Annotated in this window: 24 protein-coding genes and 1 pseudogene; 6 read left to right on the top strand and 19 right to left on the bottom strand. The window is 62.4% G+C overall.

The annotated features are described in order from the left end of the window. Positions 1–130: 130 nt before the first annotated feature. On the bottom strand, positions 131–958 hold the full coding sequence (locus IB272_RS22815; protein ID WP_110819110.1) for a bifunctional allantoicase/(S)-ureidoglycine aminohydrolase: 828 nt from the start codon (positions 956–958) through the stop codon (positions 131–133). Positions 959–1,027: 69 nt separating this feature from the next. Next, complete coding sequence (locus tag IB272_RS22810) at positions 1,028–1,714, bottom strand: GntR family transcriptional regulator (RefSeq protein WP_060521105.1); 687 nt, start codon at positions 1,712–1,714, stop codon at positions 1,028–1,030. 192 nt (positions 1,715–1,906) lie between these two features. Here IB272_RS22810 and IB272_RS22805 point away from each other — a divergent pair, with 192 nt between their 5' ends. Both IB272_RS22805 and IB272_RS22800 read left to right on the top strand, forming a co-directional pair. After that, positions 1,907–2,551 carry a flavin reductase family protein gene (locus IB272_RS22805; protein ID WP_192445102.1) on the top strand — a complete coding sequence of 215 codons (645 nt, stop codon included), beginning with the start codon at positions 1,907–1,909 and terminating at the stop codon, positions 2,549–2,551. Between the two features lie 3 nt (positions 2,552–2,554). Beyond that, positions 2,555–3,286 carry an aspartate/glutamate racemase family protein gene (locus IB272_RS22800; protein WP_060521103.1) on the top strand — a complete coding sequence of 244 codons (732 nt, stop codon included), beginning with the start codon at positions 2,555–2,557 and terminating at the stop codon, positions 3,284–3,286. 65 nt (positions 3,287–3,351) lie between these two features. On the opposite strand, the gene IB272_RS22795 is transcribed toward IB272_RS22800, so the two are convergent. The 8 genes from IB272_RS22795 to IB272_RS22760 all read right to left on the bottom strand — a co-directional run bounded on the left by IB272_RS22795 (position 3,352) and on the right by IB272_RS22760 (position 12,473). After that, positions 3,352–3,999, bottom strand: a complete 648-nt coding sequence (locus IB272_RS22795; RefSeq protein ID WP_192445100.1) for a DUF480 domain-containing protein — start codon at positions 3,997–3,999, stop codon at positions 3,352–3,354. Between the two features lie 282 nt (positions 4,000–4,281). After that, complete coding sequence (locus IB272_RS22790; protein ID WP_234798773.1) at positions 4,282–5,262, bottom strand: ABC transporter ATP-binding protein; 981 nt, start codon at positions 5,260–5,262, stop codon at positions 4,282–4,284. Further along, positions 5,259–6,245, bottom strand: coding sequence for an ABC transporter ATP-binding protein (locus IB272_RS22785; protein ID WP_192445098.1), 987 nt, complete (start codon positions 6,243–6,245; stop codon positions 5,259–5,261). The genes IB272_RS22790 and IB272_RS22785 overlap by 4 nt, the downstream gene beginning before the upstream one ends. Continuing rightward, entirely contained in the window at positions 6,242–7,726 is a 1,485-nt protein-coding gene (locus IB272_RS22780; protein ID WP_192445096.1) for an amidohydrolase family protein, read from the bottom strand. The genes IB272_RS22785 and IB272_RS22780 overlap by 4 nt, the downstream gene beginning before the upstream one ends. Further along, on the bottom strand, positions 7,723–8,916 hold the full coding sequence (locus tag IB272_RS22775; protein ID WP_192439215.1) for an amidohydrolase family protein: 1,194 nt from the start codon (positions 8,914–8,916) through the stop codon (positions 7,723–7,725). The genes IB272_RS22780 and IB272_RS22775 overlap by 4 nt, the downstream gene beginning before the upstream one ends. A gap of 3 nt (positions 8,917–8,919) precedes the next feature. Continuing rightward, a complete protein-coding gene (locus IB272_RS22770; protein ID WP_060529200.1) occupies positions 8,920–9,870 on the bottom strand; it encodes an ABC transporter permease in 951 nt (316 codons plus the stop codon). A gap of 10 nt (positions 9,871–9,880) precedes the next feature. Continuing rightward, positions 9,881–10,852, bottom strand: a complete 972-nt coding sequence (locus IB272_RS22765) for an ABC transporter permease (RefSeq protein WP_034797927.1) — start codon at positions 10,850–10,852, stop codon at positions 9,881–9,883. Positions 10,853–10,910: 58 nt separating this feature from the next. Continuing rightward, positions 10,911–12,473, bottom strand: coding sequence for an ABC transporter substrate-binding protein (locus tag IB272_RS22760; protein ID WP_192445094.1), 1,563 nt, complete (start codon positions 12,471–12,473; stop codon positions 10,911–10,913). A gap of 663 nt (positions 12,474–13,136) precedes the next feature. Here IB272_RS22760 and IB272_RS22755 point away from each other — a divergent pair. Next, positions 13,137–13,712 carry a nucleoside 2-deoxyribosyltransferase gene (locus IB272_RS22755; protein WP_060521100.1) on the top strand — a complete coding sequence of 192 codons (576 nt, stop codon included), beginning with the start codon at positions 13,137–13,139 and terminating at the stop codon, positions 13,710–13,712. A gap of 32 nt (positions 13,713–13,744) precedes the next feature. On the opposite strand, the gene IB272_RS22750 is transcribed toward IB272_RS22755, so the two are convergent. Together IB272_RS22750 and IB272_RS22745 are read right to left on the bottom strand one after the other, a co-directional pair. Further along, positions 13,745–14,437, bottom strand: coding sequence for a pentapeptide repeat-containing protein (locus IB272_RS22750; RefSeq protein ID WP_034798066.1), 693 nt, complete (start codon positions 14,435–14,437; stop codon positions 13,745–13,747). Between the two features lie 241 nt (positions 14,438–14,678). Then, a complete protein-coding gene (locus tag IB272_RS22745) occupies positions 14,679–15,632 on the bottom strand; it encodes a LysR substrate-binding domain-containing protein (RefSeq protein ID WP_246810404.1) in 954 nt (317 codons plus the stop codon). 40 nt (positions 15,633–15,672) lie between these two features. Between IB272_RS22745 and IB272_RS22740 the strand changes: the two genes are divergently transcribed. The 3 genes from IB272_RS22740 (at position 15,673) to IB272_RS22730 (ending at position 18,393) form a co-directional block, all read left to right on the top strand. Then, positions 15,673–16,290, top strand: a complete 618-nt coding sequence (locus IB272_RS22740; RefSeq protein WP_192372282.1) for a LysE family transporter — start codon at positions 15,673–15,675, stop codon at positions 16,288–16,290. A 102-nt stretch (positions 16,291–16,392) separates the two neighbouring features. Then, a complete protein-coding gene (locus IB272_RS22735; protein ID WP_192445092.1) occupies positions 16,393–17,790 on the top strand; it encodes a PLP-dependent aminotransferase family protein in 1,398 nt (465 codons plus the stop codon). A 192-nt stretch (positions 17,791–17,982) separates the two neighbouring features. After that, positions 17,983–18,393, top strand: coding sequence for a DUF983 domain-containing protein (locus IB272_RS22730; protein WP_060529243.1), 411 nt, complete (start codon positions 17,983–17,985; stop codon positions 18,391–18,393). A 117-nt stretch (positions 18,394–18,510) separates the two neighbouring features. On the opposite strand, the pseudogene IB272_RS22725 reads toward IB272_RS22730, so the two are convergent. From IB272_RS22725 to IB272_RS22695, 7 genes and pseudogenes are all read right to left on the bottom strand, one after another. Next, a pseudogene (locus IB272_RS22725) lies at positions 18,511–18,708 on the bottom strand (porin); the annotation flags it as partial. Between the two features lie 153 nt (positions 18,709–18,861). Continuing rightward, positions 18,862–19,464 (bottom strand): alkylhydroperoxidase domain protein, encoded by a 603-nt coding sequence (locus IB272_RS22720; protein ID WP_060582940.1) that lies wholly within the window; start codon positions 19,462–19,464, stop codon positions 18,862–18,864. Between the two features lie 20 nt (positions 19,465–19,484). Then, on the bottom strand, positions 19,485–20,102 hold the full coding sequence (locus tag IB272_RS22715) for a CMD domain protein (RefSeq protein ID WP_089044809.1): 618 nt from the start codon (positions 20,100–20,102) through the stop codon (positions 19,485–19,487). Between the two features lie 39 nt (positions 20,103–20,141). Next, on the bottom strand, positions 20,142–21,188 hold the full coding sequence (locus IB272_RS22710) for a putative FMN-dependent luciferase-like monooxygenase (protein ID WP_112983581.1): 1,047 nt from the start codon (positions 21,186–21,188) through the stop codon (positions 20,142–20,144). Between the two features lie 27 nt (positions 21,189–21,215). Further along, positions 21,216–22,856 (bottom strand): ABC transporter ATP-binding protein, encoded by a 1,641-nt coding sequence (locus IB272_RS22705; RefSeq protein ID WP_089044807.1) that lies wholly within the window; start codon positions 22,854–22,856, stop codon positions 21,216–21,218. Then, positions 22,853–23,734, bottom strand: coding sequence for an ABC transporter permease (locus IB272_RS22700; RefSeq protein ID WP_112977328.1), 882 nt, complete (start codon positions 23,732–23,734; stop codon positions 22,853–22,855). Before IB272_RS22700 ends, IB272_RS22705 begins: the two co-directional genes overlap by 4 nt. Then, entirely contained in the window at positions 23,731–24,675 is a 945-nt protein-coding gene (locus IB272_RS22695; protein WP_112977327.1) for an ABC transporter permease, read from the bottom strand. The genes IB272_RS22700 and IB272_RS22695 overlap by 4 nt, the downstream gene beginning before the upstream one ends. Between the last annotated feature and the right edge of the window lie 66 nt (positions 24,676–24,741).

The following is a 24,741-nucleotide window of genomic DNA, read 5'->3' as shown; positions in this document are numbered from 1 at the left end:
GTCCGGTCCACGGTTGGCAAACGGCGAAGCGTTGAGAGCCAGGATCTGGAAACGGCTTTATCTGGCGGAAAAAAAGAAAAACCGCGCAATCCCTGGAATGCGCGGTTTTTCTTGGCCTAAGGTGAACTACTCAGCGTGATTTCAGCTTCATGTGGCGGTTCACGTCCTTGTATAGCAGGTAGCGGAACTTGCCCGGACCGCCAGCATAGCAGGCCTGCGGGCAGAAAGCGCGCAGCCACATGTAATCGCCGGCCTCGACCTCGACCCAGTCCTGATTGAGCCGGTAGACGGCCTTGCCTTCGAGCACATAAAGGCCGTGTTCCATCACGTGCGTCTCGGCAAAGGGAATGATCGCGCCGGGCTCGAAGGTGACGATCGTCATGTGCATGTCGTGGCGCAGGTCCGTCGGGTCGACGAAGCGGGTCGTTGCCCACTTGCCTTCCGTGCCCGGCATCGGCGACGGGGTGATTTCGGCCTCGTTGGTGAAGAAGGCCTCCGGCGTGGGCAGGCCATCGACGTACTCGTAAGCCTTGCGCACCCAGTGGAAGCGAACGATCGCTTCACTTCCGTTGCGAACGGTCCAGTTGCTCGCCGGCGGAATGAAGGCGAAGCCGCCCGGCTGCATCTTATGCGCCTTCCCGTCGAGCGTGATGGTCAATTCGCCCTCGACGACGAAGATCGCGCCCTCGGCGCCTTCGTCGAGTTCCGGCCGGTCGCTGCCGCCGCCCGGAGCGATTTCCATGATATATTGTGAAAATGTTTCAGCAAAACCGGAGAGCGGCCGGGACAGTATCCACAGCCGGGTCTTGTCCCAGAACGGCAAATAGCTGGTGACGATGTCCATCATCGTCCCCTTCGGAATCACCGCATAGGCTTCCGTGAAGACCGCGCGATCCGAAAGGAGTTGGGTTTGGGGCGGGTTGCCGCCATGCGGCGCATAGTAACTACGGTTGGTCATATCTTCCTTCAGTCTGCTTGCAGGCACCGCCTCCTCTAAAGTGCGGTGCAATGGGTCGCGCGCGCCGCATCAAAGCAATGCGGTGCGAAGATCGCGGGGCTGGTCTTTCTCCTCGTCCAGGTCCAGCTCCGCTTCGACGTGGTTCAGGTGCTCGGCCATTTCCTTGATCGCGCTCGCGACGTCGCGTGACGCGATGTACTCGACCACGGCCAGATGTTCGTCCGGTCCGCAATTGTGCAGGTGGTTCGACCGGTACATTGCGGTGATCAGGGATGTCCGGGACACGAGGTCGCGCAGGATACCGAAGAGGAAGGCAGACCCCGAAAGCTCCGCGAGCAACAGGTGGAAACCACCGGAAAGCCGAACGATATCAGAGAGATTGCCGGATCGGCCGGCAATGCGCTCCTCTTCGATATGGGCGCGCAACCGGACGATATCCTTGGGATTGGCGCGCTCGCAAAGCCGCTCGACGACCCGCTGTTCGATCGCCCTGCGGGCAACGAAGACATCGCGTGCCTCGTCTACCGAAGGCTCGGAGACGAAGGCGCCCCGGTTCGGCATGATCGTCACCAGGCCATCGCGCTCGAGCGCGGTCAGTGCCTGGCGGATGCGAGCCCTGCTGACGGAGAATATTTCGGCAAGTTGTTCTTCTTTCAATCGCGTTCCCGGCCGTAGCCGACGCTCTGCAATCGCAAGCCAGATCTTCTCGCAAATGATCGCCGTCGGAGCACCGGCGACTTCGTCCGCGTTATACATGAAATCTCCCTTAGCCGTTCGCTTACTCTCGCCGTGCGGCGCTCAAAGTCAATTCCATCCGCTGCAGTTAGATATTGACTACAAAATTGTAGACAATATTGTGTACCGCAACTTGATGTGCAATGGCAACCGCTTAAACACGACCGTGCGACCGGCAAATAGACCGGGCCGCGGCGCCAATTGAGAGCTCCGATGGACTTCGATTTCACAGAACTGCCGGCCCAGGACCGTTACCGCCTGCTGACGAACTTCATCGGTCCGCGACCGATCGCGCTGGTCTCGACGCTCTCGCCGAGCGGACAGGACAATGCCGCGCCGATGAGCTTTTTCAATGTCTTCTCGCACGACCCGCCGATCGTCATTCTCGGTATCCAGACCCGCCCGAACGGGGAAGAGAAGGACACGGTCGCCAATATCCGGCGCACCAACGAGTTCGTCGTCAACATGGTGGACATGGCGATCGCCGACCAGATGCTGGTCTGCGGCCTGTCCTTCGAGCCGGATGTCGACGAAGTGGCAATCGCCGGACTGACGGCGGCTGACGGCCTCAAGGTCAGCGCCCGCCGTATCGTCGAGTCACCCTGCTCGATGGAATGCCGCGTTGAGCGGCTGATCGAATATGACCGCCGCGTCATCGTTCTCGGCGAGGTCGTGCATATGCACGTGCGTAAGGACTGCCTCGACGAGGAAGGCCGCTACGTCGACCCGTCCCAATACCAGCCGATCGCACGGCTGCACGCCAACAACTACATCACATCGGATCGTCAGTTCGTCATGCCGACGCCCGACATTACCGCCTATGCCCCCCTTGCAAACGCCATGCGGAAGACGAGCTGATCCATGCGTATCCTGCTGATCAATCCGAACTCCACCCGCTCGATGACCGAACAGGCGCATCGCAGCGCCGAGCGCGTCGCTGCAGCCGACACCCAGCTCGAATCGATCAACCCGACATCGAGCCCAGCCAGCATCGAAGGCCATGCCGACGAAGCGATGGCTGTGCCAGCGATGCTTGCGGAAATCCGCAAAGGCGAAGCGCGCGGCATCGATGCCTATGTGATCGCCTGCTTCGACGATCCCGGACTTGGCGCTGCACGCGAGATCGCTCGCGGTCCGGTCATCGGCATCTGTCAGGCGGCCGTGCAGGTGGCGATGAACATTGCGACCCGCTTTACGATCATCACCACCCTGCCCCGCTCCGTGCCGATCATCGAGGACCTCGCCGAGGCCTACGGTGCCGGCCATCGCTGCCGAAAGGTGCGATCGGTCGACATGCCCGTGCTGGCGCTGGAGGAGGATCTGGCCCACACCGAGGAGATGCTGGTTCAGGAGATCCTGAAAGCACGCCAGGAGGATGGCGCCGAAGCGATCATCCTCGGCTGTGCCGGTATGTCTGAGCTCTGCGACCGCCTGAAGGCGCGTACCGGCATGCCTGTGATCGACGGCGTGACGGCAGCCGTGAAGCTTGCCGAGGCGCTCGTCGGGGGCGGTTATGCCACCTCGAAGGTCGGTGCGTACGACTATCCGCGCGCCAAGGAAGCGCCGGCCTGCCGGCTGGTCGACGCCAGCTGAGCGCATCCGAATATGTCACCGGGCGCACATGGCGCCCGGGACAGTTTGTTTCCGGCGCCGCGCTGTCAGCGCGTCAGGGCGTCAAGCTGCTCCTCGAGCGTCGCCACCTTCCGCTCAAGCGCTTTCAGTCGTTCTTCGAGAGCCGACAGGGCCGAACCGCTCGGCGCCGACGACACGGCCGCCCTTTCGGCAGGCTGCTCGACTTCACCACACAAGAGATGCGCGAAGCGGTCTTCGCGCTGGCCGGCACCCCGGTTCAGTTGAACGATGAGCGGCGGCCGGCGGCCCATCATCAGATCCAGATTGTCCTTCAGCTCCTCGATCGACGAGAACCGCGCCATGCGCTCGCTGCGCGCCCAAAGCTCGTAGGCCGTCTGCGGGCCGCGCAGAAGAAGCAGGCCGAGCACGACGATCTGCGGCGACGTCAGCGAGAAGCGGTTGGCTGCGAGGTGCTCGTAGCGCTCGACCCGCGAGGCAAATGCTTGCCGGACCAACCCTTTCTGCCCCAGAGACGAGAGAGCGCGGTGGATCTCGACCTGCTCGAGCGCCATGACGGGATCGCGCGCCGTTTTCTGGTTGGCAGCCGAATGCGCCGAATTGAGCGTCAGCGGATAGACGTCGGGCGTCGTTTCCTTCTTCTCGATCAGGCATCCGAGAACGCGGGCTTCAACGGCATTGAGGACGGGGAAATCGGTGTCGGAGGTCGTGTTCATAAGCCAACTCTTCAAATCAACGCATTTCGATCCCGGTCGGATGTCCCGAGCGGGAAGCGGTCCGACCATTGGCCCCTACCCTAACGTGAGTGCTTGAGCCCGGGAATGGTCATCGGTCTATTTCGTTGAATTCCGGTTAGCAGCCTAGCATTTGCCTCACGACAGCGATGCGAAAGGGGCATGGGAATTGCTTGGCGCAAATACTGAAATTGCCGGCGGCAAAAAAGAGGCTCCGCGACTGGTACGACACGGAGCCCAAGTCTTCAGGGAAAGAGGTGGGCGTTACGCTGCGTTGATCGCCTTCACAGTTTCTTCGATGCGGTGGCAGGCGGCACGCGAGCCGTCAGCGAAGCTGCGCATCTCCGGCCGCTCGCTCTTGCAGCGCTGGTCTGCAAACGGGCAACGCGGATGGAAGGTACAGCCGGACGGCGGGTTCAGCGGGCTTGGCACTTCGCTCGCCGCAATGCTGCGCCCGCGCTTTGGATGGGTAATATCCGGGATCGTCTCCAGCAGCAGCTGGGTATAGGGATGCCTCGGATTGGCAAAGAGCGTCTCGGTGTCTGCCTCCTCGACGATGCGTCCGAGATACATCACGGCGATCCGGTCCGACATGTGGCGAACCACGCTCATGTCGTGGCTGATGAACAGATAGGTCAGCCCCATCTCGTCCTGCAGCTTGCGCATGAGGTTGAGGATCTGCGCCTGGACCGACACGTCGAGCGCCGAGGTCGGCTCGTCGCAGACGAGGAACTCCGGCTCGCCGGCAAGCGCGCGGGCAATCGAGATACGCTGGCGCTGGCCTCCCGAAAACTCGTGCGGGAACTTGGCACCGTCCGAGGGCGCAAGGCCGACGATCGTCAGCAGTTCGCCGACCCGGTCCATGATCTCGGCTTCGGAGTTGCGCAGCTTCAACTCGCGCAGCGGTTCGGCGATGATGTTGCGCACCCGCCAGCGCGGATTGAGGCTTGCATAGGGATCCTGGAAGATCATTTGGGCCGAGAGCGGCTCGCCGTTCTTGCTCGGTGCAAACCGCACCTCGCCTTCGCTGGCGCGATAAAGACCTGTGACCAGCCGCGCCACCGTCGACTTGCCGCAGCCAGATTCGCCGACGAGGCTCAGACAGCCGCCCATGGGCACGCTGAAGCTGATGTCGTCCACGGCGCGCACGAACTGCCGCGGTTTGCGCTCGATGACGCGGTTCAGCCAGGGTGCCGAAACGTCGAAATTGCAGGTCAGGTCGTTGACCGTCAGGGCATCACTCATAGCACTCCTCCTGCATTGAGCCAGCATGCGGCGACGCCGGTCCCGACCGGCGCCGGTTCGGGCCGATCCTTGCGGCAACGCGGCCCGGCATCCGGGCAGCGCGGGTTGAAGGCGCAGCCGGCGGGGATCGCGTTCAGCCGCGGCATGGAACCGTCGATCTGGTTCAGCCGCTCGACGCGGCGGCCAAGCGCCGGGATCGAGCCCATCAGGCCCCGCGTATAGGGATGACGGGCGTTTTTCAGCACCTCGGCGACAGGGCCGATTTCGACGAGCCGCCCGGCATACATGACCGCGACGCGATCGGCCGTCTCGGCAATCACGCCCATGTCGTGGGTGACGAGCATGACCGCCGTTCCGTGATCATCGCAAAGACGGCGAAGCAGCGAGGTGATCTGCGCCTGGATCGAGACGTCGAGCGCCGTCGTCGGTTCGTCGGCGATGATCAGCTTCGGTTCCGCGGCAAGTGCCAGGGCGATGACGACGCGCTGGCGCATGCCACCCGAGAACTGATGCGGGTAGTGGTCATAGCGTGCCTCGGGCGCCGGAATGCCAACTTCCTTCAGGAGCTGGATCGCCCGCGCCTTGGCATCGGCCTTGGAAAGCTTCAGGTGAAGGCGGATGGTTTCAACTAGCTGCGCCCCGACGGTGAAGAGCGGGTTCAGCGAGGTCAACGGGTCCTGGAAGATCGCCCCGATCTGCCGGCCGCGCACCTGCTGCATCTGCTTGTCGTCGAGCTGGTCGATGCGGCGGCCGCCGACCCAGACCTCGCCGCCGGAAATGCGGCCAGGCGGCTCCAGAAGACCCTGGACAGCAAGACCGGTCATCGACTTCCCGGCGCCGGATTCACCAACGACGCCAAGAATTTCGCCGGGGCGAATGCTGAGCGAAACGTCGGATAGCGCCTGCACTGTTCCATGGCGGCCAGGGAATTCGACGCAGAGATCGCGCACGTCGAGCACGGCCGATGAGGTATGTTCAGTCATCGCTGCACCTCCAATGGGTAGCTCGGCGGGAAGATCTCGCTGACAGGCGGGTGACCGAAGCTCCGCTCCGGATACTTGGCAATCAGGCCATCGAACTGGACCTGTGCCTGCGCGCGTGCCGCGTTCATGTCGAAGCCTGCCACCTCGCCATCGCGCATCGACAGACGGCCATCGACGAAGACAGCCTTGGTGACGCGTCCGGAACCACCGACGACGAGCGTCGTGATCGGATCGATCGCCGGCGCCATGTGATGGTCCATAAGATCGAACACGGCAATATCGGCACGGGCGCCCGTTTCCAGGCGACCGAGATCCGAGCGACCGAGGGCCTTGGCGCCGCCAAGTGTCGCAGCATCAAAGAGATCGGCGCAGCTGACGGCTGACGGGTCGCCTTCGACGACGCGGGCAGCGATCAGGCCGACGAGTAGGTTCATCAGCATGTCCGGCGGCGTCGTATCGGTGCCCATGGCAATATTGACGCCGCGGGCCTTGACCGAGCGGAACGAGTTGAGCGTGCTTCCGCCGCGGGCCGAAACCAGCGGGCAGTGCACGATACTCACGCCGTTTTCGGCATAGAGACGCAGATCGTTGTCGGTCGCCTGGGTCGCATGCGGCGCAATCAGCCGGTCGCTCAACAAACCGAAGCTCGCCAGCCATTCCGGCGCCGTCTTGCCATGCAGGCGGCGGACGGTGTCGACCTCCATCGTGCCCTGCGCAGCATGAAGCCGGATCGGGCAATTGAGGTCGCGCGCCGCATCGGCGGTGCGCACCAGCAGTTTCTCGGTGCAGGTTTCCACCCGGTCGGGAGCCAGCAGGCCCTTCACCAGGCCACCATGGCGACCTTCATGGTCACGGATGAAGCCAATCGCGTCGTCAAGGCCCTTCAGACCCCTTGCCTCGTCGAAGATCGCTTCGAGCTGACCCGGCCCCGTCACCATCATGCCGCCGGCGCGATAGGCCGGACTCAGATAAACGCGAAGACCCAGGTCACCTGCGGCGTCGGATGCGGCGGCGAATTCAGCAACGGTCTCGCCCCATTCACGATAGAAAAGCGAGGCGATCGGCGCTGCGGTGGTAATGCCATTCAAGAGAAGCTGCGCGAAGGCGAAGCGCTTCTGGAACGCCAGCTCCTCCTGCGTGTACATCTCATAGGGGCCGCGCTCGATGTAGCTCAGCGGCCAGACGCGACCCTTGGCCCAACCAGGCTGATGGTCGATCGCTAAGATCGTCGTGTCGAGATCAGACAGCGCATCGAGGTCGATGAGCCCGGGGCTGATCATGGCTGCGCCGAGATCGATGCGGCGTGCCACCTCTCCTTCGAAACGTGGGCCGACATAGAGCAGCGTGCCGCCCTCGATGACGACTTCGCCGTTCGGGATCAGCCGGTGCGAACCGTCGCGGTGCCCGAGCACCCATTGTGCTGTCAGAAGCGTGCGTCCTTCGGCGCGCTCACCGAGCGTCAAATCCTTGATGTTGGTCATGGGATCGCCACCTCCGCAACGCCGTTGCGGGCGACGACGCGGCCACGCTTGACGACCAGCGGCCGCGGCGCGACGTCGACGACGGCATGCGCCAGCGTCTCGCCGGTGAGCAGGGTGAAATCGGCATCGCAGCCAACATCGAGGCCATATCCCTTGATATCCATGACGTCGGCGCCGCCCTTGGAGCAGACGTAAAGCGCATGTTCGAGATCGACGTCGCGGCGCAGGCCGTTCTTCATGCCGAGGATGCGGGCACGATCCATCATGTCGGGTTGGCCCCACGGACCCCAGGTGTCGCGGATACCGTCGCAGCCGGCAGCAACCTTCACGCCGGCATCCTTCAGACGCAGGATCGAAGGCACGGTCGAAGACGGAGAGCCTGTCGTGACGATACGGATATCGAGTTCGGCGATCTGTTCGATGAGACCGCCGACGCGCAGATAATCCGGTGCGCCGAGCGCAAAGGCGTGGCTGATTGCGACCTTGCCCTGCATGCCGATCGCGCGGATGCGCTCGAACATCATCTCCATGCTGAAGGCGCCGAGTTCGCCCTGCTCATGCAGGTGAATGTCGATCGGCTTTCCATGTTTTTCGGCAAGGCCGAAGATCGCGTCGAGATGGCCCTTCGGGTCGCGATCGATGCCACAGGGGTCAATGCCGCCAAGGACTTCCGCGCCATTGCTCAGAGCCTTGTCGAGCAACTCGACAGTGCCGGGCCGCGTGACGAGGCCCGACTGCGGGAATGCGACGACCTCGATATCGATGACATCTTTCAGCACCTGGCGGGTCTCGATGATGCCTTCCATCAGCCGAAGGCCGTGGGTGGTGTCGATGTCGACATGGCTGCGGATGTGGCTTGCGCCATTGGCAGCGAGCATGATCGCCTGGCGCATGGACTGACGGTGCGGGTCGATGCCGATTTCCAGCCGCTTTTCGCGTTCGAAATCGATGCGTTCGCGCAGCGTTGCGGTCTTGGCGTTGACGTGCCAGGGCATGCCCCAGACCGACTTGTCGAGATGGGTATGCGCCTCGATCAGACCGGAGATCACGATATGACCGTTGCCGTCTTCCACGGCCACGCCATCGGCGGCGAGGCCCTTGCCGAAGGCGGCGATCTTGCCGTCGCGCACGAGGATGTCGGTCGCTTCGCCGGCATTGGGCCTGACGTTACGGATCAGGAGATTGGACATCATTCACCTCAATTTCGGATTGAGCGCATCGCGCAGCCAGTCACCGAGAAGGTTGACCGAAACCACGAGAAGGCAAAGCTGGACGACGGGGAAGAGCACCACCCACCATACGCCCGAAAACAGGAACTGGTTGCCGAGACGGATCAGCGTTCCAAGGCTCGGCTGGCTCGGCGGCATGCCGATACCCAGGAATGAAAGCGTCGCTTCGGTCAGGATCGCCATGCCGAAGTTGAGGGTCGCAGCAACCATGATCGGCGTCAGCGTGTTCGGCAGGATGTGCTTCAGCATGATGCGCCGCGCTGGCGTTTTCAGAAGACGCGCCGCCTGAACGTATTCCTTGCCGCGCTCGACGATCGTCTGGGCGCGCACGGTACGGGCATATTGCACCCAGGCGCTGAGCGTGATCGCCAGCACCAGAACGGCGGCAGAGCCAACGTCCCGCAGTTCCGGCGGCAGCATCTGGCGCGCGACGGCACTGACGAGAATGGCGATCAGGATCGTCGGGATCGACAGAAGCACGTCGCCGATGCGCATCAGGAAGTTGTCGATGAAGCGGCCGAAATAGCCGGCAACGAGGCCGAGGCTAAGGCCGACGGCGAGCGAAAGCACAACCGAGGCGACGCCGATCAGGATCGAGATGCGCGAGCCATAGAGAATGGCCGAGAGCATGTCGCGCCCTTGCGTGTCGGTGCCGAGCACGTAAGGCCATTGGCCGTCGGCCTCCCAGATCGGCGGCAGCTCGGAGTTCCAGAGCTCGAGCTGAGCCGGATCGAAGGGGTTCTGCGGCGCAATCAAAGGTGCTGCAAAGGCGGTCGCGATCAGGAACGTAAGGATGATCGCGCCGATGATTGCCGAAGGCTTGTGGGTGAAGGACCACCAGAGATCGCTTTGGCGCCAGCGGGCAAGCCGCGAAGGCTTGCGCGCAGGTGTGGTTTGCTGGACGTGATCTGTCATGGCAACGACCTCAGCGGGTTGCATCGCGCAACCGCGGATCGATGACCGCATAGGCGATATCGACGAGCGTATTGAGCGTGACGAAGATGAAGGAGACGATGCAGAGATAGCCCGCCATGACCGGCATATCGAGGAAGGTGACCGCCTGGATGAAGAGCATGCCCATGCCCGGCCACTGGAACACGGTTTCGGTGATCAGCGCGAAGGCGATCAGCGAGCCGAAGTTCATCGCCGTCATGGTGACAACCGGCATCAGACAGTTCCTGAGCGCATGTCGGAAATAGATCCGCCACCGCGGCACGCCACGGGCGCGTGCGAACTTGATGAAGTCCGAGCGCAGCACTTCCATCATTTCTGCGCGCACCAGACGCATGACCAGAGTGATCTGGTAGAGCGCGAGTGCGAGCGACGGCAGAAGCAGCGATGCGCGCCCCGACGACGTCAACAGGCCGGTGCTCCACCAGCCGAGCTGCACCACATCGCCGCGCCCGAAAGCAGGTACGAGGCCGAGTGTTACGGCGAAGACGAGGATCAGAAGGATACCGACGACGAAGCTCGGCAAGGAGACGCCGATGATACTGACGAACTGCAACCCCTCGGAATACCATCGCCCTCGGTGGATAGCGGTCAGGACACCAAGTGGAAGACCGATCAGGAGCGACAGGACGGTTGCGACCAGCGCCAGTTCCATCGTTGCCGGGAAGCGCTCGGCAATGAGCTTCATCACGTCCTGGCCGTTGCGGTAGCTGATGCCGAAATCGCCCTGGGCGGCATTGCCGACGAAGCGACCGAACTGGGTGAGGAACGAATCGTTGAGCCCGAGCTTTTCGCGCAGCTCGATACGGTCGGCCTGCGACATCTGCTCGTTGGCCATCAACTCGACCGGATCGCCGGCGAAGCGGAAGATCAGGAAGGCGAGCAGCGCGACGGCGAGCATGACCAGCACGGCATTGGCCAGCCGCTTGATGAGAAAGACAATCATTGGGTTTCTCGCTGAATGAGGAGCCCCGGCAAAGCACGCTCTGCCGGGGCAAGAAAACTCAATCGCCGATACGGGTCAGCCAGTGACGCGGCTTGTTGTCGGCCCGAATGGTCACATCCGTGACGTTCTTCGACATTGCCCAGGCCATCGGCTGCTGATGCAACGGGATCATGATGACCTCATCCTTGGCGAACTTCAGCGCCTCGGTTTCGATCGCCAGACGCTTGTCGTGATCCATCTCGAGCGCGGCCTTCTTCACCATCGCGTCGAGTTCCGGATAGGACCAGCCGCCATAGTTGGCGACGCCGGCCGCGCCTTCACGGGTCGAGAGAACCTGAACCAGGATCGAATAGGCATCGAGGGTCGGCTCGTTGGCCCAGCCGATCATGTAGGCGTCGGACTTGCCGCCGGCGCGCTTCGGCGCCTGCACGGCGCGCGGACCGATGTCGAGGGTTGGCTTCAGGCCGACGCGCGACAGCATAGAGACCAGTGCGCTGCAGACGTCTTCCTCGTTGACGCTTTCGTCGTTCATGCATACGAGCGTGAACTCCTTGCCGACGGCGCCTGCCTCTTCGAGCAGCTTCTTGGAGAGTTCCGGATCATAGGCGGTCGGCACATCGAGTTCGGCGCTGTAGCCCGGGATTTCCGGAGCAACCATGGTGCCGGCGACATGCGACTTGCCGCGCATCACGCGCTTGAAGATCAGTTGGCGGTCGATGGCATGGTCAATCGCCTGGCGCACCTTGATGTTGTTGAAGAAGTTTTCACGACCGTCGGCGAAGGTCTCGTGGCGGTTGAAGACCATGTGCACGGTGCGCAGGTCGGTGCGCTCGATGACCTTGATGTCCGGCGAGCTCTTTAGGCGCTCAAGATCCTGCACCGGCGCACCATCGGTCAGATCGATTTCGCCCGAAAGCAGCGCTGCAACGCGGGTTGCGGCCGAGGTAATCGGCATGAATTCGATGCGGTCGAGATTGTGCTTCGGCGTATCCCACCAGCCGTCGTTCTTGATGAGAACGGTCTTGCTGTCGGGCACGCGCGATTCGACCTTGAACGGGCCGGTGCCGTTGGTGTTGTAGGTGGCGTAGCCTTCGACCTTGGCGCCGACATCGGTCGGCAGCTCGGACTTGTTGTCGACCAGCCAGTCCTTGTCGAACATGAAGATGTTGGTCATGTCGTTGAGGAAGAGCGGGTTCGGCGAATTGACTTCGATGTCGACCGTGTAATCGTCGACCTTGGTGGTCGAGACATAGGCCGGAATGTTGCCGCGCAGCGGCGAGGTCGGATGGCTGACGCGGGCCATGGAGGCGACGACGTCGTCAGCGTTGAACTCGGCGCCGTTTTGGAACTTTACGCCCTTGCGCAGATGGAAGCGCCAGACCCTGTCCTTGACCATCTCCCAGCTCGTGGCGAGCGCCGGCTCGACCTTGAACTCCGGCGTATAGCGGGTCAGGCCTTCGTACACGTGGTTGAGGAAGGCCAGGTTCGAGGTGCTGCCATAGGAATAGGGGTCGAGCGAGAAGATATCCCGCGGGCTACCCCAACGCAGCGTTTCGGCGGAGGCCGAGGATGCGAGAAAGGCAAATGCCAACCCCGCGAGGAGATGCTTTCTCAGTTTCATGTCGTTCCCTCTGTTTTCTCATCAGTCGCCATATGCAGGCGCCCTCACCCACTCGTGAGCAAGTTGCCCTAGATTTGAAGCTGTCGGCGACAATGTCAACTATTTTGTCGACAATTTTGTATGCATGATTGTTTAAAGTCGCATACGGCGGTGAAAACGACGGCCCACCAGCGGACGAGGGCAAGGGAAAAATAAGGGGGAAGCGGCAACCATGGAGCGAATCGAAACCGGAGAAGCGCCCTTGCAAACCGGCGGCGGGCATTCTGGCATGCCTGCGTGCAAACAGGATTCGTTAGGAAACACGCGTATTTAGGAGTGTTTCCGCATGTGAACGTGGCGGAGACCTTGCCACCAACGACCCGCGAGCCTTCCCGTGGGATGGTGCGCGCGCCGGTGGCGGCGGTTGCGATCGCAGCCCCCGCTGACATCGGCTGCAGATTTTGACACGTCCGCATGTCCAGCTCGCCCGCGTGGCATGCGCAAATCTCCGGAATTGGCCGAAGGTGGCACATGGCGGGCCACGGGCGTCTCCACCGGTGGGGCAATGCGCTCAGCCAGCATACCTGCTTCCCACGCTCCAAAAAACCGTGGGCAAGCTGAAGTCCATGGCTAGGCTCGGCGCTGCAGCTCTCCTAGATTGGCCGCTCGAAAATGTGAGGAGAAATGCGCGTGAAAGTCTATCTCGCTGGCCCGGAAGTGTTTCTGCCCAATGCGGCGGAGATTCAGAAATTGAAGGCAGAGTTGGCGCGTGCAGCCGGGTTCACACCGCTCGTGCCCGGCGATCTTGAGATTCCGCCGGCTCCGACCAAGCATCAGCGCGGCCTTGCGATCTACGCCGTCGACGAAGGCATGATGCTTGCCGCCGACATGATCATCGCCAACCTGACACCGTTTCGCGGCATCAGCGCCGATGTCGGCACGGTCTTCGAACTCGGCTTCATGTGCGGTCACAGCAAGCACGTCTATGCCTATACGAACACCTCCCGCAGCTACTACGAGCGCATCTTGCACGACCACTACGGCGGCAAGGCCGGCTTGCGCCTCGACGGCCGCATGGCCGGTCCGGACGGGCTCAGCATCGAAGACTTCGATATGGCCGACAACCTGATGCTCGATGGCGGCGTTCTGCGAAGGGAAGGCAGGCTCGTCCAGCGCGAAGTGCCTGAGGCCGATCGCCTGACCGACCTGCAAGCCTTCAAGGAATGCCTTGCGATTGCCGCAAAGCGGCATTTGGCATAACGACCGATTGGGCCGCGGCTTTGTGACGGCGATCAGTCGCTGGCGCAGGGCCAGCCCGCCGGCGTGCTCATGCCGGCGGGAAGCTTGGTCGAGCTGTCACCGCAAGTCATGTCGACCTGCTCCTGTTCAAGTCCGGTTGCCTCGGACAGGTCGACGCCCTCGATACGTGTCAGGAACATGAACGCCCCCTGGAAATCGATCGGGCCGGAAAAACTCGTGCTGGTCAGGTCCGCGCGCGAAAGGTTGGCATGGGTAAACCGGGTTCCGGTGAGCTCCGCCTTGTCGAAATTCGCCCGGCCGAGTTCGGCCTTTTCAAAGCTTGCCCCCGTCAGGCGGGCACCGCTGAAATTGGCCCGCTGCAGCTCGGAATTGACGAACGATGCCTTCTCGGCGGAGACGCCTGCGAAATTGCACCGATAGGCTTCGATTTTGGAGAAGTTCGCGCCATTCGCGGTAGCCCCCGCAATCGAGGATCGAACCAGAGTTGCCTTTTCCAGATTGGCTTCTGTCAGGTTCGCACCGCGCAGATCCGTCAAGGTGAAGTCGGTGTTGACGAGATTGGCACCCTGAAGGTCGCTGCCGCCGAGCATAAGCGCTTTCTTGTTGCAGTCGGTCCAATCGGCTCCAGGCGATGCGGAATCCTTGCAACTGGCGGCATGCGCCATCGACGGCGCTGCGAACGCCACTAGGCCTATAGCCGCCGCCGGAACGACCAGTGCCTTCATGACGTCGGCCACGATCCTCGATGCCTTTGCGCTAGCCGGGCGCAGCGTACCGCGCTCCTGACCGAGATTGATTTTGAGGATGTTCATGGCGCCGCTCCAGGACCCGAGGGTCGAATCGATTGCATATCAGGTGCTTCGCGCGCCTTTCCGCCGACTGGCATCGCCGGTCATGCGCGCGTGTTCGTTAAACGTATGACGTTGCTCGCCTTTATGCAAATGACAGAAATGAAAACGGTTCGTTTCAGATCGATACGGCCAGCAGCCAGTCACGCAACGCCGCGCTTGGTCCATGGTCGCCGATCGCTGACGGCGACAGCAGATGATAGGCCGGACCGTCTTCGATAAATCCGCATGGCGCGGCCAGGATGCCATTGTCGATATCGTCGCGGACGAGTTGCCAAGGCCCGATCGCCACGCCGATCCCGGCGATGGCCGCCTGAAGGCTGATATAGAAATGCTCGAAGACTTGGCCGCGTTGTTCGGGTGCGGCGCGGTCTGCCGTCGTCCCCCAGGTCTCCCACGCATTTGGCCGCGTTCGCGTATGCAAGGGGATCGCGTCCTTGCGCAATTGAGGCAAAGAGCCGGCCTCAGCCTCGTTAAAAAACAGGGCGATTTTGTCCGTTCGGCAGACCGGACCTATTCGCTCCGGAAAGAGCGGCACGGCATGCGTGCCGCCCGCTCGAGGAAAATCATCGCGTCGGATCGCCAGATCGATGCCACGGCCCAAGGACACCGGCCCACCTCCGGCAACGAGATGGATAGACACCTCCGGATGCCGCGCCTGGAAATCAGGAAGGCGCGGTATCAGCCAGCGCATCAGAAGGGTCGGCTCGCAGGACACCACCAGCGCCGGCGTCCGCGCCACGTCCCTGATCTCCCGGACGGCACTCTCCACCAGACCGAAACCTTCGCGCACGGCCGCCGCCAACTTTCGCCCGGCTTCTGTCAGGAAGACACGCCGGCTGCGGCGTTCGAACAGCGCCACGCCGAGTTCATCTTCGATAAGCCGGACCGCGCGACTGATCGCGCCGTGCGTCAGATGGAGCGCGTCCGCGGCGCGACTGAAGCTCTCGAGTCTGGCCGCCGCCTCGAAACAGCGCAGCGCCGCCAGCGGCGGAAGCCGCATCGCCGAGATCTGTGAGTGCAGCTCACCAAAATGGTCAGAACTCATCGTTAGTCGCTTCTCATCGATCAAGTTATTCAGACATTAGTGAAAGAGACGAACGGGAAAGACAATGATTGAACTGTTAGCTGTAGTAACCATTACAATCTTTGCCGTCATCAGTCCGGGACCGGATTTCGCGATGGTGACACGCAACAGCCTGCTTTTGTCGCGGCGGGCCGGCGTCCTGACGGCGCTCGGTATCGCCGCCGGCGTCTGGGTCCATGTCGCCTACACTTTGCTCGGCGTCGGCCTCTTGATTCGCCAGTCGCTATTTCTCTTCACAGTTCTGAAGTTCGTCGGCGCCGCCTATCTGATCTGGCTTGGCATCAGGATGCTACGCACCAAGCCAGCCGAAACGACGGGCTTGGCCGCACATCCCGCCCTCTCCGACATTGGTGCGCTGCGTGTGGGGTTTCTCACCAACGCGCTCAACCCCAAAACGACGATCTTTGTCGTCAGCCTGTTCATGCAAGTCGTCGGGCCGACCACGGCTCTGCCCGTCCAGATGGGTTACGGCGCGTTTATCTCTGCCGCACATCTGATCTGGTTCGCAATCGTTGCCCTGTTCTTTTCCTCCGGCACGGTACGGCTTCGTCTTATCGCGCTTCGCCATTGGATCGATCGCACCTTCGGCGCCCTGCTCGTCGGCTTCGGCGCGTTGCTGGCAACGGCAAGCGTGACACGCTAGGCGACGCTTGGTCGCGGGCGCGCCGCTGCATTCCCACTGTTAACACTTGCCCTCAATCGGATAACCATGCAATATCCATACAATTAGCATGAGGTAATCGCGATGACGGACGTGCGCTTGGGAATTTCGTGGCAACCGGTAATCCGTAAATCGGATGGACCGCTTTATCTCGCGATCGCCGACGCCATCGCTGCCGATATCCGCGAAGGGCGCCTTTCCGAGGGGATGCGTCTGCCGCCGCAGCGCACGCTTGCCGAGGCGCTGGGGATCGACTTCACCACCGTCAGTCGCGCCTATAACGAAGCCCGGCATCGCGGCCTCGTCGAGGGCCGGGTCGGCCAGGGCACCTACGTGAAAACGCGACGCATCCGAACCGGCCGTACGCCGGCAGGCGGCCTCATCGACATGAGCATGAACCTGCCGCCGTTGTTCGACGACCCGATGCTCGCCGCTCGGCTCTGGGACGACATGGCGGCGCTGCAGGCCGAGCATGGGCTCGAACTCCTGATGCGATACCAGCCGCCGGGCGGCACCCTGCACAACCGTGCTGCAGGCGCCGCATGGCTGAAACCCAGGCTGGGCGAGGTTCCGGCTGAGCGCGTTCTGATTGCCGCTGGCGCGCAAGGGGCTCTGCTTGCCACGCTTGGCAGCCTGACCAAGGCCGGTGACATGATTTGCGCCGAGGCAATCACCTACCCCGGCCTCCGCGCGCTCGCAGCACATCTCGGCATCAGACTGCACGGCCTCGCCATGGATCGAGAGGGCCTCCTGCCCGAAGCATTCGAAGAACTCTGCGCGAAGGAAACGCCGAAAGCGCTCTATTGTAATCCGACGCTTCACAATCCCACGACAACGACACTTTCGCTCGAACGGCGCCAGGCGATCGTCACAATTGCCCGGCGGCACGACGTAGCGATCATCGAAGACGATGCCTATGGCGCCCTTCCCGTTTCGACGCCGCGCCCGTTGGCGGCGCTGGCGCCTGACCTCGTCTACTATGTCGGCGGCCTTGCGAAATGCCTGTCGCCGGCCTTGCGCATCGCCTATCTTGTCGTGCCGGACAGCCGAAGCTCGGTCCGCGTCGAAGGCGCGATCCGGGCCACTGTCGGCATGGCGTCCCCTCTTGCGGCCGCTATCGCCACGCGCTGGATCGAGGACGGGACGGCTGACGCCGTGCTCGCAGCCATACGCAGCGAGACGGCGGCGCGACAGCGCATTGTCTCCGAGCTTCTTCCAGCCGGCGTCGCACAAACGCATCCGCACGCCTTTCACGCCTGGCTGCAGTTGCCGCCGCCCTGGACACGCGGCGAACTGAGCGCGCGATTGCAGGCAGCCGGCATCAGTGTCGTTGCAAGCGACGCCTTTGCGCTCGGCGCGCCACCGGAAGCCGTCCGCCTCGGCCTCGGCGCGGCTGCCGGCCACGCGGAGCTGCGACGCAGCCTTCTTGTCATCAACGACCTCATCGGCCAGCCCCCCGCCGCCTCAAGCTTCGTGGTGTAAATGGTGTGGTGTAAATGGTCGGCGGGCGAAATTGTCGCAGACATGTATGCATACAATAAATTGACAATGTATGTTTTTCGGCGCCTAATCTTGGCGAGCCTGATGCGGCCCCAAGAAGAAGAAGCGGCCGCATATCCAGGCAATCTCGGCGCAAAACTCCAGCGCCAACCGGAACGCCTGAAAGGAACAAACATGTCTTCCGATAGTGATTGGCCGCCGATCCCGCCCATGCAGACTGGCTTGCGCGGCCGCTGCCCACGCTGCGGGCAAGGGCACTTGTTCAACGGCTTCCTGAAGATGCGCAAGGAATGCGAAGTCTGTGGCCTGGATTACTCCTTTGCCGATCCGGCCGATGGCCCCGCTTTCTTCGTCATCTGCTTTGCCTGCGTACCGAGTGTTTTCCTTGGCGTCTGGCTGGAAGTTCAATACAGCGCACCGCTCTGGATACACCTACTGGTGACCGGGCCCTTCATGCTGCTGACCTGCATTCCGCCGCTTCGCCCCCTGAAGGGCTGGCTCGTCTCAAGTCAGTTTTTCTACAAGGCTGAGGAAGGCAAGGTCGTAAGGCGAAACACCGAGCCGCCGGTGGCGACGACGCAGTAGGTCCTGAGTGCCGGAGAAGCCTAGAACCTCCAAATATATCGCTAGAAAATAATTGCGCCGCCTACTGTTCATAGTTGACGGCGCTTTCACCGGATGTCTCTCTTCTTAAAGGCCGGCTCTACCAAACGAGGTTTGGAAGAGGATGAAGCCACCGATCTTGAGGCAGATTTCGGTGCCCGGGATGTAGAAGTATCCAGTGCCGAAGCGTCGCAAACGCGAACGTATTCCATGGCTCCGGCTCCGCTGCAACGATGGGATCGGCGGCCTGGGCGCCGGAAAATGCGCTGCGAGAGCAGCAGCGGAGCCGAGAGCGATCTAGGTGGCAGTCGGACGACCAGGTTCTCGGCTACGTCCGTCTGCAGCGTAACTTCTAACCCGATTAAACTCGGATGAAGGAGGCCCGCAACATCTCTCGACCTTGCGGGCTCTCTATATGTTGTGCCAGTTACGGCGGATCGCGTGAGCGGCTTAGTTTGCCGGTGTCGGCTCTCCAAGTGAGAGCATCAGCCGGTTTGCCCAGTTGAAGAAGGCGGCACCATGGATGACGTCGGCGATCTCCAGTTCGTCGAGGCCCGCTGCCGAAAGTCGGGAGATGTGCTCCTCTCCGAAGGCGGGCGGGGTCGCCGTCAACGCCACAGAAGCGGCGACGATTGCATTCCAGCGTTCGCCGAGATCGGTTCCGACGCCCTCGTCGAGGAGCTTCTGCACATCCTCTGTGCGCTTTGAGTGATGCGAAGCGAAGCGCGAATGTACCGAGGCGCAGAAGATGCAGCCGTTATATCTAGACGCGGCGGTCGCCGCCAGTTCGCGCTCGGCGCGCGGCAGGCCCGAGCGGGTGTTGTAGAAGATGTCCTTGTCAGTTTTCGTGCGCGCTTCAAGCACTTCCGGATCGCGCACGAGCAGGCGGAAGTAGGGCGACTTTGCGCGCCCAGCCTCGACCAGGCCTTTGAGGTGACGCTCCGTCAGCTCTTCCTCAGGCAAGGGCTGCAGCCACGGTGTCCAGCCGATCTCGGCCTGCGTGAAGGTAACAGGCGGATTTTCAACGATCGGGATGATGGCATGTTCGGTCATTCGCATGTCCTCTTGAGTTCTTAAGCCGCAGCGCGCTTCGTGGCGGTCGACAGCAAGCCAAGACCGGTGATGACGCGGATCTGAAACGCAACGAAGGAAATCAGCTGCGACAGGGTCACGACACCATTTGTCGTCCAGCCAGCGTCGAGCAAGGCTTGCAACGCCTGCGGGCTGGCATCACGCAAATGGAAGACGAGCAGGTGGGCGTGGTCCAGCGCGGCGGACAGCTTACGGCCGAGCACCTCGCGGCTTGACCGTGATACTTGATAGAGTGGACCGGCTTCATTCTCTCCATTAAGGGGCCCGTCCGGATAGTTGCCGTATGGCCCTGTTGCCCGTCCTGACCCGATCTCGGCCTTGATAACCTCGATCAACCAGCGATCGGTGTCGCTATCCTCGAAAGGACTGCTGTAAAATTCGAAAATGTCTGGCTGACGGTGCAGGCCGGCAACGAAACTTGCGATCGCATGCCGCTCCGCCGCCGACACGTCGCCGAAATCCGCGGGCTGAAAGAGTGCAAGATAGCTTTTCTGCGCCTGTTCGCGGGTTTCCGGCCGTTGGGCGCGAATGCGGTCGAGCGCCGACCCGGCGGTGATGCCGGCCAGCAGATCGATGATATCCGGTGACGTGGTGGTCATGACGTCGTCTCCTTTGAAAAATGGAACCAGCTGTCCGTTTCAACCGACGGCGCCGAAACGCCGGGCATGGAATTTCTCCTGTGGCGACCAGCCGAGCGCCGGAGCGACCTTGCTGGCGATGAGCTCGATGGAGCGCAGAATCAATGGGTGCGGCGGATCAACGGAATGAACCTGGAACACCAGATCGGTGACACGCTCCAGCGTCTCATCTGCGCTGAGACTGGCGATGACGTCGTCAACGGAGCCGACATGCACGTCGAAGGCCGCAATCAGATCGGCAAGTGAATTGCCGGGAACTGTATGACCGCTAGCGATCAGTCGTTCCGCACCCCGTCTCAACCCAACCTCGGCAAGCCGCAACGCTTCGGCGCGGCTGTCGGCAACGAACAGGCTGCGAGAACCGAGGATACGCGGCGCGCGGCCGGAAGGAAGCGCATGCAGATAGGCGTCGATGATCGGGTTTTGCAACTCCGCCAGCGAAGCGTGCGGATTGTCTTCTGGCCGCGGTTGGGTGCGTGACAACATCAGGCCGTCGCCGGCCCGCCCCGCCCGCTCGCCACCCGCCACCGAAAAGGTTGCCTGCCAGATACGGCCGAGCAGTTGCGGCGCTGACGGGTAGAGGCGATCTCCGCCTGGAAGGCCACGACCTGCCCAAGCGTCGAGAACCGTTTGGAGATGCCTGCCGAAGATCGCGCCGCGATCGGCGCTTTCCAAGCCAAAGGCCGTGAAGGAGGACGGCGTGCCGCCGGTCCCGAACCCGACCTCCAGTCGCCCGCCGGAGAGCAGATCGAAAACGGCGGCGTCCTCGGCCACCCGGATCGGATTTTCGAGCGGCAGCGTAATGACACCGGTCCCGAGGCGGATGCGCGTCGTCTCCGCGGCGACATGAGCAAGGAAAACCAGAGGCGCCGGAAGGCCGCCTTCGTCCGCGTGGAAATGGTGCTGCGCGACCCAGGCCGTGTCAAAGCCGAAACGCTCGGCGGTGACGATCTGCTCCTTTGCGTAGTAGTAGCGGGTGCCCGCCTGAACGTCGTCGAGCAGCCGGGTAAAAAAGCCAAGGCGTTTGCGTGGCGTCGTCTCAATCATGGTCGGTCCTGTCTGTAGTCCGCTGCTTCAGGCCGCAGCCCGGCGGTTGCGTCCGGGAATGGCATTGATCAGCTCACGGGTGTAATCGCTGCGAGGGTTTTCGAAGACGTCGGAAACGGTTCCGCCGTCGACCAGACGCCCATCCTTCAGAACCGAAACGGTGTCCGAGATCTGACGCACCACGGCGAGGTCGTGGGAAACGAAGAGGTAGGTGAGCCCGAGGTCGCCCTGCAGTTCGTCCAAGAGGTCGAGAATGCGGGCCTGCACGCTGACGTCGAGTGCGGAAACCGCTTCGTCGAGCACAACCAGTTGCGGATCGAGCACGAGCGCCCGGGCGATGGCAACACGCTGGCGCTGGCCGCCGGAAAGCGCATGGGGCCGCCGTGCAAATGCGTCCTCAGGCAAACCGACGCGGCCAAGGATCGCCCTTGCCTTCTCCTCACGATCAGAACGCAGGAGCCCCGGGTAATTCGTCAGCGGCTCGGTCACGATCTTCAGCACGCTTTGACGCGGGTCCAGCGAGCCGTAGGGATTCTGGTAAACGAGCTGGACCTTGCGGCGGAACTGCCGAAGCCCTTCTCCGCTCAGGCCCGAGACATTGGTGCCGTCGATCTCAATCCGCCCGGCCGTCGGCCTGTCAAAGCCGACGATGTTGCGGATCGTCGTCGTCTTCCCAGAACCGGATTCCCCGACGATCGCATGGGTCGTTCCGCGCCGGACGCGAAAGCTCAGTTCGTCGACGGCGCGTAGCGGGGACCCGCCGTCCTTGCGAACGAATTCGCGGACAAGGCCCTCGACGACGACGATATCGTCCGGAGCCTCCGCAACGGGTGGTCGAACCGTTGCCAACCTCGGGGGGGCGGTAAAGGATGGCGCGTCCGAAAGCAGTTGTTTCGTGTAGGGACTGCGTGGTGCGGCCAGAACAGCGCCCGTTGCGCCCTGCTCCTGAATCCGGCCGCCCTGTAGGACGACGATCCGATCGGCCCGGTCGGCGGCAACACCGAGATTGTGGGTCACCAGAAGCACGGACGTACCATACTCCGTTCGCAACTCGTCGATGAGATCAAGAATGCGCTTCTGGACTGTGACGTCGAGCGCGCTCGTCGGCTCGTCTGCGATGATCAGCTGCGGCTTCAGCGCAATCGCCATAGCGATCAAGACCCTTTGGCGCATGCCGCCCGACAGTTCATGCGGATACTGCCGCGCCCGAAGTGCCGGCTCGCTCAAGCCGACGCGGGCCAGAAGAGAGAGCACCCGGGCCTCGATCTCGTCGGATCTCAGCGCGCCGTGGATCCGGAACATCTCGCCAAGTTGCGAGCCGATCGTCTTGACCGGGTTGAGCGAACTTCCCGGATCCTGAGGCACGAGGCTGATCCTCGCGCCGCGCACCGTATCCAGTTGCCGATCCGTCCAGCGGGCAATGTCGGTTCCATTCAGCTTGATGGTTCCGCGTTCCACTCGGCCATTCGCAGCGAGCAGACCGATGATCGACTGTGCGGTCGTCGTCTTGCCGGAACCGGATTCACCGACAAGGGCCACAACCTCACCTGGATTGATGCGAAACGAAACGTCATGAACGGCGCGGCGTTCGCCGCTGCTGTCAGCGTAGGCAATGCAAAGATCCTCGACCTCGAGAACGGGGGGAAAAGATCCAGGTATGACGGTCATGCTGCGGCCCTCCCGAAAGATTGGCTGACGCGATTGGCAGCCAGCACGACGAGGACAACCACGATGCCGGGCGCGGTGGTCAGCCACCAGGCGGTCGAAATGTAATTGCGCCCCTCGGCGATCAGCAGCCCCCATTCCGGGGTCGGCGGCGGCGCGCCGTAGCCGAGAAATCCGAGCGTCGAAATCTGCAGTACGGCCGATCCGAATTGCAGCGCGGCAAAGGCGACGACCGAGGTTAAGGAATTCGGCAGAATATGGCGCCACAGAACCGAGGCAAAGGTCCCGCCACTGCCGAAGGCCGCCTCGACATAATCGCTGCGACGCACGCGCACGACTTCCGCCCGCGCCAGCCGGGCAAAGCCTGCGACCGAGGTGACCCCAACAGCGATTGCCGCGTTCACAGTTCCAAAGCCGAGCAGGATAATGATGCTGAGCGAAAGCAGCAGCGGAGGGATCGACAGGAGCACGTCGACAACGCGCATGATCGCATCGTCGAAGCGACGCCGCACCGAACCAGCGACGACGCCGAGACCGGTGCCAACCGCAAGTCCCAGCCCAACGGCGACAAAAGCACCTGTCAGGGAATGAACGGCCCCGTAGACGATGCGCGCATAGAGATCGCGCCCGAGCGCATCGGTTCCGAGCAGATGATCAGCGCTCGGCCGCTGCAACTGCGCGCCGCCGACGCCCTCAAGCGGGTTGTAGCCTGTGAAGAACGAGGGGGCGACCGCCCAGAGGAAAACAGAACCGAGGATAAGCCAGGAAAGGGCCAGTCCTACGGGTACACGGCGCAGCCGCGATGCCGCGCCAGAACGCCGCTCGCTCCTTGCCCTTGGCGCCGCAACGGCGTCATCGTGAAGCGTATCGAAGGTCGTCATGCAACGGCTCCTGTTTTGGTCCTGAGGCGTGGGTCGAGCACCGGATAGAGCAGGTCCACAGCGAGATTGATGATCACGAAGGCCAGCGCAGACAGAACGACGATCGCCTGAAGCACGGCTGCGTCCTGGCTGCCCACGGCGCGTTCGGTCAGCCCGCCAATGCCGTTCAGCCCGAAGACGGTCTCGGTCACCACCGCCCCGGCAATCAGTTCGCCGAACAACACGCCGGCAATCGTCAGCGTCGGAAGCAGCGCGTTCTTCGCGACGTGCCGCCAGAGAACCCAAAGGCGAGTGGCGCCCTTTGCCCGCGCCACGGCGACGAAGGGGCGTGTCATCACCTCGTCGATGTTGCGAACGAGCACCTGCGCCAGTGGCGCGGAAATCGGCACGGCAAGTGTTGCGACCGGCAGGATCAATTCCTGCCAGGGACCAGGGTTGATGACGGGCACGAGTTTCAGGCGGAAGGAGAAGATCTGGATGAGCATGATGCCGAGCCAGAAGGTCGGGATAGAAATGAAGAGCGACGGAACCGACTGCAGCGCGCCACGCAGCCACGCAAACGGCGCGAGACTGGAGACGAAAGCGATGACGGTCGCCAGGATCGCAGCTAGCAGGAAGCCGAGCCCCGCGAGCTTCAGCGTTGCCGGCAGATGCGCAGCAAGCAGACTTGAAACCGGAACACCGGCTTGAACCGAGTAGCCGAAGTTGCCGGCCAGGAACTTGCCGATAGTCCGCGCGTATTGCACCGGCATGGAGCTATCGACCGCATAAGAGGCGCGGATTTCGGCGACCTGTTCGGCGGTCAGGCCGAGATCGGGGTTCTGGAACTTAATGAGGATCGCATCGCCGGGCATTGCCTGCAGCAGCACGAAAGAGATCGTGAATGCGGCCCAAAGCACAAACAGAGCCTGAGCAACACGATTGAACAAATAGGCGGACATGATCCGTTCCTCGCAGGCGGATTTCAGAGACGACGGCCACCGGCGTTGCGGTGGCCGTCGAACCGA

The sequence above is a fragment of the Ensifer sp. ENS08 genome (assembly GCF_014852195.1).
Taxonomy (GTDB): domain Bacteria; phylum Pseudomonadota; class Alphaproteobacteria; order Rhizobiales; family Rhizobiaceae; genus Ensifer; species Ensifer adhaerens.
This window is presented reverse-complemented; position numbering and strand designations above follow the sequence as displayed.

Bases quoted from the DNA above. Each gene is read 5' to 3' on its own strand.
- IB272_RS22790 (WP_234798773.1), bottom strand. From the start codon at position 5,262: ATGAGTGATGCCCTGACGGTCAACGACCTGACCTGCAATTTCGACGTT.
- IB272_RS22735 (WP_192445092.1), top strand. From the start codon at position 16,393: ATGACGGACGTGCGCTTGGGAATTTCGTGGCAACCGGTAATCCGTAAA.
- IB272_RS22760 (WP_192445094.1), bottom strand. From the start codon at position 12,473: ATGAAACTGAGAAAGCATCTCCTCGCGGGGTTGGCATTTGCCTTTCTC.
- IB272_RS22765 (WP_034797927.1), bottom strand. From the start codon at position 10,852: ATGATTGTCTTTCTCATCAAGCGGCTGGCCAATGCCGTGCTGGTCATG.
- IB272_RS22710 (WP_112983581.1), bottom strand. From the start codon at position 21,188: ATGATTGAGACGACGCCACGCAAACGCCTTGGCTTTTTTACCCGGCTG.
- IB272_RS22705 (WP_089044807.1), bottom strand. From the start codon at position 22,856: ATGACCGTCATACCTGGATCTTTTCCCCCCGTTCTCGAGGTCGAGGAT.
- IB272_RS22715 (WP_089044809.1), bottom strand. From the start codon at position 20,102: ATGACCACCACGTCACCGGATATCATCGATCTGCTGGCCGGCATCACC.
- IB272_RS22770 (WP_060529200.1), bottom strand. From the start codon at position 9,870: ATGACAGATCACGTCCAGCAAACCACACCTGCGCGCAAGCCTTCGCGG.
- IB272_RS22750 (WP_034798066.1), bottom strand. From the start codon at position 14,437: ATGAAGGCACTGGTCGTTCCGGCGGCGGCTATAGGCCTAGTGGCGTTC.
- IB272_RS22810 (WP_060521105.1), bottom strand. From the start codon at position 1,714: ATGTATAACGCGGACGAAGTCGCCGGTGCTCCGACGGCGATCATTTGC.
- IB272_RS22815 (WP_110819110.1), bottom strand. From the start codon at position 958: ATGACCAACCGTAGTTACTATGCGCCGCATGGCGGCAACCCGCCCCAA.
- IB272_RS22775 (WP_192439215.1), bottom strand. From the start codon at position 8,916: ATGTCCAATCTCCTGATCCGTAACGTCAGGCCCAATGCCGGCGAAGCG.
- IB272_RS22780 (WP_192445096.1), bottom strand. From the start codon at position 7,726: ATGACCAACATCAAGGATTTGACGCTCGGTGAGCGCGCCGAAGGACGC.
- IB272_RS22740 (WP_192372282.1), top strand. From the start codon at position 15,673: ATGATTGAACTGTTAGCTGTAGTAACCATTACAATCTTTGCCGTCATC.
- IB272_RS22785 (WP_192445098.1), bottom strand. From the start codon at position 6,245: ATGACTGAACATACCTCATCGGCCGTGCTCGACGTGCGCGATCTCTGC.
- IB272_RS22805 (WP_192445102.1), top strand. From the start codon at position 1,907: ATGGACTTCGATTTCACAGAACTGCCGGCCCAGGACCGTTACCGCCTG.
- IB272_RS22720 (WP_060582940.1), bottom strand. From the start codon at position 19,464: ATGACCGAACATGCCATCATCCCGATCGTTGAAAATCCGCCTGTTACC.
- IB272_RS22700 (WP_112977328.1), bottom strand. From the start codon at position 23,734: ATGACGACCTTCGATACGCTTCACGATGACGCCGTTGCGGCGCCAAGG.
- IB272_RS22800 (WP_060521103.1), top strand. From the start codon at position 2,555: ATGCGTATCCTGCTGATCAATCCGAACTCCACCCGCTCGATGACCGAA.
- IB272_RS22755 (WP_060521100.1), top strand. From the start codon at position 13,137: ATGCGCGTGAAAGTCTATCTCGCTGGCCCGGAAGTGTTTCTGCCCAAT.
- IB272_RS22795 (WP_192445100.1), bottom strand. From the start codon at position 3,999: ATGAACACGACCTCCGACACCGATTTCCCCGTCCTCAATGCCGTTGAA.
- IB272_RS22730 (WP_060529243.1), top strand. From the start codon at position 17,983: ATGTCTTCCGATAGTGATTGGCCGCCGATCCCGCCCATGCAGACTGGC.
- IB272_RS22695 (WP_112977327.1), bottom strand. From the start codon at position 24,675: ATGTCCGCCTATTTGTTCAATCGTGTTGCTCAGGCTCTGTTTGTGCTT.